Raw genomic sequence first — 12569 nt, forward strand, 5'->3', positions numbered from 1 at the left:
GGCCTTGTCGGTGCCGAACGAAACCGGTGGGGCAGGGATGCCCCGTCAAGCCACGAGTACAGGAAGGAGCGCATCATGATGACCGGTCGTGAACAACGCATACGAATGCTGGCTTACCGCATATGGGAGTCGGAAGGGCGACCCGACGGCCAGGAAGCGCGCCATTGGGAAATGGCCGAACGCATCGTCGAGGCCGAGAACGCCCGCGAGGAGGAGCAGGAGTGGCGCGCGGTGTCCGACGAACCCTCCCCGCTGGAGGGCGAGGAGCCGACCGCGGAGCCCGACGAAATCGGTATCGACGAGCCGCGCCTGCCGCTGGACGATCCCGAGACCGAAGCGCGCAAGGAGCAGGATACGGGCGTCGATGTCAGTTCCCCGCAGCCTCGAACCGGCTCTCCGGCTCGGCGCAAGGCGGCGAGCAGCGGCGAGGGCACTTCGCCGGCGCGCAAGCGCGGCACGACGAAGGTTTCCGGGGGCGCCGACAAGAAGCCGGCGACCAAGCCGCGCAAACCTCGCGGCACGAACGACGGCAAGAGCGAGTGACCGGCCCACACTGGGCATCACAGGGCGACAGGATGGACCTGGCTCGCCCGGAGGGTAGTCGATGACCGATATGCGTTGGGGACGGGATGAAACGATGGGATGCGTCGTTCAGGAAGCGGGATTGCTGCAGTCGCGGATTCGGGAGGGGCTTCCCTACCCTCTGGGGGCGACGTGGGATGGGCTCGGGGTCAACTTCTCGCTGTTCTCCGCCAACGCGACCCGAGTCGAACTCTGCCTCTTCGACGAAAGTGGACAGGAAGAGCTGGAGCGGGTGGTGCTGCCGGAGTATACCGACGAGATCTGGCACGGTTACCTGCCGGATGCCCGTCCCGGCCAGCTCTATGGCTATCGAGTGCATGGCCCCTACGATCCGGAGGCTGGCCATCGCTTCAATCATCACAAGCTGCTGATCGATCCCTACGCCAAGCAACTGGTCGGTAAGCTGATCTGGGACGACGCCCTCTACGGTTACACCATCGGTCACGAGGATGGCGATCTCAGCTTCGACGAGCGGGACAGTGCACCGTTCATGCCCCGTTGCCGCGTCATCGACCCGGCGTTCACCTGGGGGCGCTCCACCGAAATTCGGGTGCCGTGGAGCGATACCGTCATCTACGAGACCCATGTGCGCGGCTACACCATGCGTCATCCGTCGGTACCGGAAGCGCTGCGCGGCACATTCTCGGGGCTCGCCGTGCCGGAAGTGATCGATTACCTCGTCGATCTGGGCATCTCCTCCCTAGAGCTGATGCCGATCCACGCCTTCGCCGACGACCGGCACCTGCAGGAGAAGGGGCTGCACAACTACTGGGGTTACAACACTCTGGCGTTCTTCGCGCCGCACCCGAACTACATGTCGACCGAGTCGGTCAGTGAATTCAAGCAGATGGTGGCGCGCTACCACGCCGCCGGCATCGAGGTGCTGCTCGACGTGGTCTACAACCACACGGCGGAAGGCAACGAGATGGGGCCGACGCTGTCGTTCAAGGGCATCGACAACGCCTCCTATTATCGGCTGATGCCGGACAAGCCGCGGTTCTACATCAATGACACCGGCACCGGCAATACACTGAACCTTTCCCACCCCCGGGTCCTGCAGATGGTGACGGACTCGCTGCGTTACTGGGCCGACGAGATGCGTGTCGATGGCTTCCGCTTCGACCTGGCCACGATCCTGGGGCGCGAGGCCGATGGCTTCGACGAGGGTGGCGGCTTCCTCGATTCCTGTCGCCAGGACCCGCTGCTGTCGCAGTGCAAGCTGATCGCCGAACCCTGGGACTGCGGCCCCGGCGGTTACCAGGTCGGCAAGTTTCCGCCCGGCTGGGCGGAGTGGAACGATCGCTTCCGCGACGACATGCGGGCGTTCTGGCGGGGAGACGAGGGCCGCCTGCCCGCCTTCGCCAATCGTCTGACCGCTTCGGCCGACCTGTTCAACCATCGCGGCCGCAAGGCGTTCTCGTCGATCAATTTCATCACCGCTCACGACGGCTTCACGCTGCGCGACCTGGTGAGCTACAACGCCAAGCACAACGCGGCCAATGGCGAAGACAACCAGGACGGGCACGACGACAACGTCTCCTGGAACCACGGCGTCGAGGGCGACACCGAAGATCCCGGGATCCGTGCGCTGCGCATGCGCCAGATGCGCAACCTGCTGGCGACGTTGATGCTTTCCCAGGGCACGCCGATGCTGCTGGCGGGGGACGAGTTCGCTCGCACGCAGGGCGGTAACAACAACGCCTACTGCCAGGACGGGGACATCGGCTGGGTCGACTGGAACCTCTCCGACGAGGGGCGCGGCCTGCTGGCCTTTACCCGCCAGCTGATTCGGCTGCGGCGACAGTATCCGATTCTCGAACGCGGGCGTTTCATGACCGGTGAGCTGAACGAGAACCTCGGCATCAAGGATGTCACCTGGCTCACGCCGGCCGCGGAGGAGATGGAGGTGGAGCACTGGCACGACGAGGAGGCCAAGGCGATTGGCGTGGTGCTCAACGGTCATGCCCAGCCCACCGGCATTTGCCGCTTCGGCTCGGACGTCACGGTGTTCCTGGCTCTCAACGCCTCCGATGGGGATGTCGACTTCGTGTTGCCGGACGTGCCGGGGGGGAGCGAGTGGCTGAGGCGCGTCGAAACCTTCGATCCGGCAGCCGGAGACGTGCGCTGCCCCATGGAGAGCGGCTATCGGGTCAGGTCGCGCAGCCTCTCGCTGTTCGAGCTGATCGAAGAGGAGGCGTCACATGATTGATCGATATCCCGACTTCCGGCGGCTGGCAGGTGGCTCATGACGCGAACTCGTTCTCGCAGTGAATCCGGGGAGAGCGGCGCGGATCGCTCGGATGCCTGGCCGACCGGCATGCCCCGGGTCACGGCTTCCCGCCTGGGCGTGGCGGATCTGGAGTCGCTCGCGCAGGCGACGCACGCCAATCCGTTCGCCGTGCTGGGACCCCACGTGCGCGCCGACGGCAGGCTGGAAGTCAGCGCCTACCTGCCGGGCGCGCAGGCGGTATCGCTGGTGGCGCGCGACAGTGACCGCTTACTGGGGGAGTGCGTGCTCGGTGCCATCGATGGATTTTTCGTCGGTGAGATGGCAAGTCCGTGCGCCTACCGACTGCATATCCGCTGGCCGGAGGGTGAGCAGATCGTTGCCGACCCCTACGCCTTTCCCCTGTTGCTGGGGGAGACCGACCTCTACCTGATCGGGGAGGGGAACCATCGGCGCCTCGGTGAATGCCTCGGGGCACGCGTGATGACGGTGGAGGACGTCGAGGGCGTGCGTTTCGCGGTATGGGCGCCCAACGCACAGCGGGTGGCGGTGGTCGGCGACTTCAATGGCTGGGACTCGCGCCGTCACGGCATGCGCTGCCGCTATCCCTCCGGGGTGTGGGAGATATTCATCCCCGGAATCGGGGTCGGCGAGCGCTACAAGTACGCCTTGATCGACATCAATGGCGAGCGCCTGCTCAAGGCCGATCCGGTCGCGCTCTCCACCGAGCCGCCGCCCCTGACGGCGTCGGTGGTGGCCGACTCGACGCCGTTTGCCTGGCACGACCAGACCTGGATGGACGAAAGACCCGGCCGGCACGCGCCGACGGCGCCAATTTCGATCTACGAGCTGCATGCCGGCTCCTGGCGCAAGCATGGCGGCGACGAGGGCACGATCTATGGCTGGCGGGATCTCACCGAGGCGTTGATTCCCTACGTGCTCGAGATGGGCTTCACCCATATCGAGCTGATGCCGATCATGGAGTATCCCTTTGGCGGTTCATGGGGTTATCAGCCGCTGTCGCTGTTCGCGCCCAGTGGACGCTTCGGTTCGCCCCAGGATTTCGCGGCGTTCATCGATGCCTGCCACATGGCGGGTATCGGCGTGATTCTCGACTGGGTCCCCGGCCATTTTCCCTCCGATCCTCACGGTCTGGCGCGTTTCGATGGGACCGCACTGTACGAATATGCCCATCCCTTCGAGGGCTACCACCAGGACTGGAATACCTATATCTACAATCTGGGGCGGCGCGAGGTTCACGGCTTCATGCTGGCCTCGGCGCTGCACTGGTTGCGCGACTTCCACATCGATGGCCTGCGGGTCGATGCGGTCGCCTCGATGATCTATCGCAACTACTCCCGCCGCGAAGGGGAGTGGATTCCCAATCATCTCGGCGGGCAGGAGAACCTGGAAGCGGTGGCATTCCTCCAGCATCTCAACCAGGTGGTCCACGACGAGGTACCGGGCGCGATCGTCATCGCCGAGGAGTCGACGGCGTGGCCAGGCGTCACCGCACCGGTGGAGCAGCAGGGCCTGGGGTTCAGCTACAAGTGGAACATGGGGTGGATGCACGACAGCCTGAGCTACATGAGTCACGATCCACTCTATCGTCGCTATCATCACGATCAATTGACGTTCGGCCTGATCTACGCCTTCAACGAACGCTTCATGCTGCCGATTTCCCATGACGAGGTGGTGCACGGCAAGGGGTCGCTGCTGGACAAGATGCCCGGCGATGACTGGCAGCGATTCGCCAACCTGAGAGCCTACCTGAGCTTCATGTGGCTGCATCCCGGCAAGAAACTGCTGTTCATGGGCTGCGAATTCGCTCAGGGGCGGGAGTGGAGCCATGACCGCGAACTCGACTGGTGGCTGCTGCAGGAAGCGCCCAACGCCGGCATCCGGCGCCTGGTGGGCGATCTCAACGCGCTCTACCGGTCGCATCCGGCGCTTCACGCGCTGGATTGCGAGGCGGACGGCTTCCAATGGGTCATCGGTGACGACAGCCACAACAGCGTCTTCGCCTGGTGGCGCCGGGATCGCCACGGCCGCCAGGCGCTGGCGGTGGCGAACATGACGCCGCAACGGCTCGGCGGCTACCGCATCGGGGTGCCATCCGCCGGCAACTGGCAGGAGCGCTTCAACTCCGATGCGGCATGTTACGGCGGGAGCAACGCGGGCAATGGCGGCGGTTTGCAGAGCGAGGCGGTCGCCGCCCACGGCGAGTGTCAGTCGCTGGTGCTGACGCTGCCGCCGTTGGGGGTGGTGCTACTGATGCCCGGCGCGCTGGGCGAGTAGTGCCCGGGTGACGCCGTTGGTCCAGCCGAAACCGTCCTGCAGGGGGTATTCGCCACCGGTGGCGAAGTCCGCGCCAGGGTAGAGCACGTACTTTTCCACCAGCTTGTTTTCACGGCTGTAGAGCTCCTCGACCAGGGCCAGCCAGCGATCGGCGATGGTGTCGGCGAGCTCGGTGAAACCGTAGCGCCGTAGCCCCTCGATCGCCATCCACTGCAGCGGTGCCCAGCCATTGGGATGGTCCCACTGCTGCTGGCTATCGGTGATCTCCGTGGTGGCGAGGCCGCCCGGTGTCATGAGCCGATTGGCGATGATATTGGCGACACGTTCCGCCTGGGCGTCGGAAGCTGCGCCAACGAACAGCGGAACGACACAGCCGGCCGTCAGATGGACGCTGCTCTGGCCGCGAACGAAATCGTAGTCGTAATAGGCTCCCCGGGAATCGCTCCAGAGATATCGGTCCATCGCCGCTTGCCGACGCAGCGAGCGGCGTCGGAAATCTCCCGCCCTGGCGTCGTCGCCGGTGGCGGCATGGAGACGACAGAGTGTCTGTTCGAGATGAAAAAGTAGCGAGTTGAGTTCCGGGGTGACAAAACAGGTGGTGCGAATCGTGCTGAGATCCGTCACGTCGTCGAGCCATCGCCCACTGAAATCCCAGCCGCTCTCCGCGCCCGCGCGCAGGTTTCGGAACAGCGCCTCCGCAGGACGGGCAGAGCGGGCGGCGATTTCGAGATCTTCCCTGAAAGACTCCTCGCGGGGCGTGGCGCGATCGTCCCAGTGCCGATTCAGCCGGCTCTCTTCGTCGAGACGCACGCAGCGCCGATGGCTCTCGCCGGGTTTCAGCGTGTTCTCGCCATCCATCCAGAAAGCGTATTCCCGCTCCAGTTGGGGCAGGTAGTCGACGGCCTGGCGCAGTCCCTGCCGCTCGGTCAGCTCGACCATCATCGAGAACAGCGGCAACTGGGACCGGCTGAGATAGTAGGTGCGGTTGCCGTTGGGCATATGGCCGTAGCGCATGATCAGATCGGCGCAGTTGTCGGTGACCGCGCACATCAGGTGGTTCTCACCGCTGGCGGCGAGCCCCAGCATGGTGAAATACGAGTCCCAGTAGTAGTACTCGCGAAACCGCCCCCCCGGCACCACGTAGTCGTGGCACAGGGCGAGCAGCGAGGACCAGCGCGGATGCTGGCGCGAGTTGCGGGTCAGCACCGGCCACAGGTTGTCGATATGTTCGACCAGGTCGTGCTCGGGACGGGCTTCGTAGCCCCGGCCCGGGATCATGTCGCTGTAGAAGTGATCGGACACGAAGACGGCAAGATCGAAACCCACCTGTCGTCGCTGCTGCTCGTAGGCTTCCACGATCTCTTCGGGCGGTTGTCTCGGGATGCAGTCGGCGAAGGTCTTGGAGTCCTCGAAGATATGCGCGAGCGCGACCGCCTCGAACAGCTCGCCGAAGCGGTCGTGGGGGGTAACCGCCGCCTCGTCGATCGAGTCGGTACTCCCGGAAGGCGTCTGAAAGCTGTCGAGCATGTCCTTTTCCCTGTGTGACGTGGAGCGTACCGGAGACGACATGGCCCCCTGGTTATTCTTCATACTGCCACAGCAGCCCACCGTCTACCGGTAGCGATGCACCGGTCATGTAGGCGGCATCGTCGGATGCCAGGAATTCGACCACGCCCGCCACGTCCTCGGGCCTGCCCAGACGGTTGAGCGGGATGTTGCCGAGCAGGTGGCGCAGTTTTTCCGGATCCTCGTCCAGCGCCGAGTTCATCGGTGTCTTGATGGCACCGGGCGCCACGCTGTTGACGGTAATGCCCAGCGGTGCCAGTTCGACGGCCAGGTTCCGGGTCAGCATGCGCATGCCGCCCTTGCTCATGCAGTAGCTGGTGTAGCCCGGGAAGGGAAGCTCCTCGTGGACCGAGCTCATGTTGATCACGCGTCCGCCGCGGCCTTCGTCACGAAGATAGCGAACGAAAGCCTGCGTGGTGAAGAAGACACCCTTGAGATTGGTGCGCATGACGTTGTCGTAGTCGGCCTCGTCGACGTCGAGGAACGGAGAATCAATCTCCAGCCCCGCGTTGTTGACCAGAATGTCCAGACGGCCCAAGGCATCGACGCTCTCCGCGATCAAGCGGCGATTGGTATCGACATCCCCGATGTCTCCGGTGACGATCGCTGCCCGCCGGCCATGGGCGCGAACCCGCCTTGCGGTCTCCTCCGCGCGCTCCGAGGGGCGGCTACCACTGACGACGACATCGGCGCCGGCCTGGGCGAGACGCTCGGCAATGGCACGACCAATGCCCTGGGTGCTGCCGGTCACCAGTGCGACTTTGCCTGAAAGGCGCATCTCTCTCTCCTTGCATGATGTCTCGTATGAATTCCGGGCGGAAGGTAAGTTCCCAGCGGAGTGTCAGTCCCGAGCGGAGTGTGAGGAACGGCTGCGGAACCGACGCTTGCCGGCAGATCCTGGCCAGGCACCGCCGCCGGCACTCCGGTCGGGTCGGCGCCTCCGTTGAAGATAGAGCAGCTTCGACCTTTGGACCAAAGAGTTGAAGCGTTGTTCTGGCGTCGCCTGGATAGCATGATGTCTGGCGGCAAGCCATCGACGGCTCGATAGTGACGCGTAAGGGAGTCAACGTGACGGGATTGAGAAAGCGGGGATGGATCTTGGGGCTGGTCCTGGCGTTACTGGTCAGCCTGCCGGCATCGGCGCAGTCGCTGACATCGCTGATGGGCGGCAGCCAAGGCAGCGGAACCCAGTCGGCAACCGCGCCCTCTCCACAGGAACTGAGTGCATCGCTCGATCAAATCATCGCGACGCTCGAAAACAGCGATCAGCGCCAGTCCCTGCTGGAGCATCTCAAGCAACTGCGTGATGCCACCGCAGCGGACGCCAAACAGGAGAGTGGGGCGGGAGGTCTGCTCGGTGCCCTCGCGCAGTCGTTCTCGTCTCTTGAAACCGATGGACTCGACAACCCGATCCGCTACTGGTCGACACGAGCCGATCAGGCCGGAGAGGATATCTCGACGCTGGTCAGCAATCACCGGCAGTGGCCAAGGATCCTTTTCGAGCTGGTCTGGGTCACGGCACTCTGGGTCGGTGTGACGCTGCTCGTCGCAACGCTGTGGCGATGGGGCGTCCGTCAGTTGGGGCTGCCGTGGCATCTACCGGCGGAGCCGACGACCTGGACGCTCGTTCGCCATATCATCCGGCGCGTGGTGCCCCTGGCGATCGGCTTCGTCGTCGCGCTGATGACCGTGCACCAGGTCGAGACCGGCACGGTCGGTATTGCGCTGGCCATGGTCGCGGCGTACGCCACGCTTTGCGGTGCGGTCTTCTCGTCGGTCTGTGAAATCGTCTTTTCGCTGTTCGGGAGCGGGCATCGTCACACCGCGCTACGCATCCTGCGTCGACGCGGGGCCCGGTGGCTGTTTGCGCTGGGGGCGCTGGTCGCATTGGGCGATGCAGCCAATGCCGAGGCGCTGGTCGAGCCTCTCGGCGAGGGGGTCACGACCTTCCTGTCGCTGATCGCCAATGTGTGTGCGGCATCGCTGCTGGGTATCTTCGTTCTGGTATTTCGACGCCCCATACGGCATCTGATGCGCAATCGCCCCTATTCCCAGCGTCAGGAGCGTCGCGCGACCACCGAACTGATCCGGGTCTTCAGCCAAATCTGGCACATCCCCATTCTGGTCATGGTGGCGGTGTCGCTGATCGCGATGATCATGTCGGCCGAGGATTCGCGCAGTGCGTTTTTCCGCGCGGTGGTGACGGCCGGACTCATGATCGCGACCCTGGTGGTCACCGGCCTGATTCACCGGCGAGGCATGAACGTCCGTGAGAACCCCTCCTCCGAATACATGGCGCGCCTGGCACGCTTCGGCTTCACCCTGGCCCATCTGGCGAGCTGGATGATCTTCGCCGAGCTGGCGATGCGGGTCTGGGGCTCATCGCTATGGGCGGTGGGTGCCTCCGCCGGCATCGGCCAGCAGATCGCCAAGGGCGTGCTCGGATTGGGCGTGACGTTTCTGCTGGCGTGGCTGGTATGGATTCTGGCGGATACCGCGATCAAGCACGCGCTGCTGCGCAGCAGCCGTCGCCATGGCAGGAGGGTCAACGCCAGCGCGCGCGCCCAGACCATTACGCCGCTGCTGCGCAATACCGTGTTCGTGACCATCGCCGTGATCGCGGTGATCATCGCGCTGGCCAATCTGGGGGTCAACGTCACGCCATTGCTGGCCGGTGCCGGGGTCATCGGTCTGGCGGTCGGTTTCGGCGCGCAGACGCTGGTCCAGGATCTCATCACCGGCCTGTTCATCCTGATCGAGGACTCGCTGGCGATCGACGATTTCGTCAACCTGGGAACGCACATGGGGACGGTCGAGGCGTTGAGTATCCGAACCGTCAAGCTGCGCGATCTGGATGGCATCGTGCACATCATTCCTTTCAGCCAGATCCAGGGCATTCAGAACTACTCCCGGGAGTTCGGCATCGCGCTGTTGAGAATCCGTATCGCTCACCATCTGAAAATCGACGAGGCGATCGAGATCGTGCGCGAGATCGCGGACGAGTTGCGCAGCGACCCGATGATGCGCCACCACATCTGGTCGGCGTTGGAGGTGCAGGGTATCGAGAGCTTCGATGCCGGAGCCGCCATCTTGAGGGTCCGAATGCGCACCGCGCCGATCATGCAGTGGGACGTGGCTCGAGCCTTCAATCTGCGCCTGAAGCAGCGTTTCGACGAGCAGGGCCTCGACCTGGCCATGCCGAGAATGAGCGTGGTGATGGAGCAGTCGACGGTAGCCGCTGGCGGCACCGGATCCCGGGAGCCGGTGACGGCCCCGGGTACCCCCGATCCGCAATGAATCCGGGCCTGTCCAGGGAGGGGCCGGGATCGGCCCCGGGCGGTCTGCCAGGTGAGCCGTTTTGTATTTCGGGCAGGGGGCCAGGGCAGCTTCTATAGTGATGGTGGCACGATGACCCCATCATCGGCGGGAGGCGGGATGATCGACGAGATGCGGATCCCTCTCGGGCGGCGTGGCCTGGCGGCGGCCGTGCTGCTCGGCCTTGCCTTGATCGGCTGCACGCGGCCCGAGGGCCTGGACAGGCGCCAGGACGTCATTTCGTCGCGGCTCGATGTCGCCCCCTTCTACAGCGAGGCCTACGAGGGTCGGCTGGCCTGCCCGGCGTGCGGCGGCGGTCGGGCGGACAGCGAACTGGTGCTCTACCGCGAGAGACGGACCGGCACGCCCGCCGGCTATCAACTCAATCAACGTTATCAGCGCGATCCCGCCGATCGCCGGCCGGTGGTGGAGGCCAGCCATCATGGACGCTGGTCGATCATGCAGAATGGTGCCAGTCCACGCGACCAGCCAGTCTATCGGTTCGAACCGGACGATCCGACGCAACACGCCTTCCTGCTGGAGCAGGTGGATCGGGATACGCTGATGGCGCGGGATGAGGTGGGGCGACCGGAGGCGGCCGGCCTCCGACGAAGCGCGGCTCCCGTCAGAGGAGATCTCAGCGTGACCGAGGCCGATAGCGGATTGCCGGTGGCGATCCAGGTGGGGCAGACGCTGACGGTCAGCCTGGCCGCCGATGCCGGCGGGCGCTTCGACTGGCGTCTGGTGACATCGCCGGAGGATGCGCTCGAACCATTGGGCTCTCCCATGCGCGTCGCGACCGGCCGGGTGCGCCAGCAGGTCGAGAACGACAGTACGGCGGTTTGGCAGTTCCTGGGGCGCCACCCGGGAGACATCGTGCTGCGCTTCGAGTCGTCCTCGCTTGCCGAGCCTGGCCATTCGCCCCCGAGAGTCGTCCGGTATCCCGTTCGGGTGAGATGACTACTCGCACCTGTCCAGAGCCAGCCGAATCCACTGGCCTAGCCTTTGGTCTGGGCCACCAATCGCTAATGGCCGATGGGATGCCTTTCATCCATAATTTGTATTATCAGGTAAATATAAAGTAGTGATTGCCTTTATTTGCATCCAAGTGTAAATTTTGTGGTATTCAGTGTTAATGGAAGTGCGCTGGCACTGGCGCCGAAAAAGGCAGTGATTGGGTCGGATGGATGACCCTCGGTTTCAGGAACGGGCGTCACGAGTCGGCTCCGTCAGCAGTCGACCAGTCGCGGGAAGAGTCGCCCGATCGAGAATAACGGTGCCGGTAAAGGCGCCAGGTGGCCATCAGGGTATCGAGATCAGCATGGCAAGTTCTGGCTCGGTCGATGGCGGATACGCGGGGGTGCGCAATGAGTCTGTTCAGTCTGAGCCTTATCGTCATCGGTTTTGTCGCCTTTGGGCTTTTCGTCGCTCTGCGTCTCTGCAGTAGCGACAAGGCTCCTCCCGAGGCGCGGGATCGAGTGACCCAGTCCGATCCTCTTCATGGGACCGGCAGCGAGCATCGCGCCTGAGAGCAGGTCGATTCGACCATGACAAAGCCGGCAACGTGATCGCTGCCGGCTTTCGTTCGTCTATCTTCCGGGAATCCGGCGCTCCGGGCGCATCGTGTCGACGCACAGGACCGCCCGATCGGCGGTGCGGATTCCTACTCCAGCACCCACTCCCGAAATGCCCGCATCGGTTCGGTGAAATGACGATGCTGCGGGGTCAACAGCGACAGTCGGCCACGGCTGGGGAGCGTCAGCGGAAGCGCCTGCACCAGGTTGCCCTGCTCGAGTTCTGCCCCCAGCAGACGCATCCAGCCCAGGGTGATGCCCTGTCCGGCGAGCGTCGCGTTCATCAACAGCTGGAAACTGTTGGCCCGCAGCGTATGGGTGGGAGGATGCCACTCGATGCCGAGCGCCTGAAACCAGAGCTCCCAGGTCAACCAGTCGTGATAGTGATCCTCGACCACCATCAGCGTATGGCGATCGAGCAGTTCCGCGGGATCGCGAATGCTTCCGTGACGTTCCAGATAGACGGGGCTACAGACCGCGGCGACCTCCTCATGGTCGAAGATGGCCTCGGCTTCCAGGCCGGGCGGGTCGACTTCACGTGGTACATGGTAGTAGATACCGAGATCGAACTCCGCCAGATCGAGACGGTGCGGGTCCTCGACGGTCAGAATGCGAATCTCGATATCGGGGTGGGCGCGCTGAAAGTCGGGCAGCCGGCGCGCCAGCCAGATCGAGGCGATGGTCGGGCTCGAGGCCAGGGTGAGCTGGCGCTCGCCGCCGCGCCGCCGCAGGCGTGCCGTCTCGTCGCGTAGATCTCGCAGCAGCCGTTGCACGACCCCGAAGTAGTGCTCGCCGGCGGGTGCCAGGCGTAGTCCGTCGTGGTGGCGTTCGAACAGCGGCCGGCCGAGATCGTTTTCCAGGCGCTTGATCTGGCGGCTCACGGCGCTCTGGGTCAGATGCAGCTCCCTGCCGGCCTGGGTGAAACTCCCATGGCGTGCGGCCGCCTCGAAAGCGCGGAGGCAGGAGAGCGGCGGGAGAGGGTCATGCGGGGGCATGCAAGCATCCGG

8 protein-coding genes are annotated in these 12569 nt (G+C 64.5%); 5 read left to right on the forward strand and 3 right to left on the reverse strand.

Annotated features, from left to right (window positions below; translation table 11 throughout):
- Positions 1 to 75: 75 nt before the first annotated feature.
- The 3 genes from Q0602_RS18810 to glgB all read left to right on the forward strand — a co-directional run bounded on the left by Q0602_RS18810 (position 76) and on the right by glgB (position 5107).
- Positions 76 to 543, forward strand: coding sequence for a DUF2934 domain-containing protein (locus tag Q0602_RS18810; protein ID WP_295039070.1), 468 nt, complete (start codon positions 76 to 78; stop codon positions 541 to 543).
- 61 nt (positions 544 to 604) lie between these two features.
- The gene (gene glgX / locus Q0602_RS18815) at positions 605 to 2791 is read left to right on the forward strand and encodes a glycogen debranching protein GlgX (RefSeq protein WP_298846621.1); all 2187 of its coding nucleotides are present in this window, start codon (positions 605 to 607) and stop codon (positions 2789 to 2791) included.
- 36 nt (positions 2792 to 2827) lie between these two features.
- Positions 2828 to 5107 carry a 1,4-alpha-glucan branching protein GlgB gene (glgB, locus tag Q0602_RS18820; protein ID WP_367276995.1) on the forward strand — a complete coding sequence of 760 codons (2280 nt, stop codon included), beginning with the start codon at positions 2828 to 2830 and terminating at the stop codon, positions 5105 to 5107.
- Here glgB and treF read toward each other — a convergent pair.
- Together treF and Q0602_RS18830 are read right to left on the reverse strand one after the other, a co-directional pair.
- The gene (gene treF, locus Q0602_RS18825) at positions 5078 to 6634 is read right to left on the reverse strand and encodes an alpha,alpha-trehalase TreF (protein WP_298846623.1); all 1557 of its coding nucleotides are present in this window, start codon (positions 6632 to 6634) and stop codon (positions 5078 to 5080) included. The two genes, glgB and treF, sit on opposite strands and share 30 nt — an antisense overlap.
- Before the next feature lie 52 nt (positions 6635 to 6686).
- Positions 6687 to 7451: an SDR family NAD(P)-dependent oxidoreductase gene (locus Q0602_RS18830; RefSeq protein ID WP_298846626.1), complete on the reverse strand. Its 765-nt coding sequence runs from the start codon at positions 7449 to 7451 to the stop codon at positions 6687 to 6689.
- A gap of 290 nt (positions 7452 to 7741) precedes the next feature.
- On the opposite strand from Q0602_RS18830, the gene Q0602_RS18835 reads away from it, so the two are divergent.
- Together Q0602_RS18835 and Q0602_RS18840 are read left to right on the forward strand one after the other, a co-directional pair.
- On the forward strand, positions 7742 to 9970 hold the full coding sequence (locus Q0602_RS18835) for a mechanosensitive ion channel domain-containing protein (protein ID WP_298846632.1): 2229 nt from the start codon (positions 7742 to 7744) through the stop codon (positions 9968 to 9970).
- 111 nt (positions 9971 to 10081) lie between these two features.
- Positions 10082 to 10948, forward strand: a complete 867-nt coding sequence (locus Q0602_RS18840; protein WP_298846635.1) for a hypothetical protein — start codon at positions 10082 to 10084, stop codon at positions 10946 to 10948.
- Positions 10949 to 11651: 703 nt separating this feature from the next.
- On the opposite strand, the gene Q0602_RS18845 is transcribed toward Q0602_RS18840, so the two are convergent.
- Positions 11652 to 12557: a LysR substrate-binding domain-containing protein gene (locus tag Q0602_RS18845; RefSeq protein ID WP_295039060.1), complete on the reverse strand. Its 906-nt coding sequence runs from the start codon at positions 12555 to 12557 to the stop codon at positions 11652 to 11654.
- Between the last annotated feature and the right edge of the window lie 12 nt (positions 12558 to 12569).

The sequence above is a fragment of the uncultured Salinicola sp. genome, from assembly GCF_937921195.1.
GTDB lineage: Bacteria > Pseudomonadota > Gammaproteobacteria > Pseudomonadales > Halomonadaceae > Salinicola.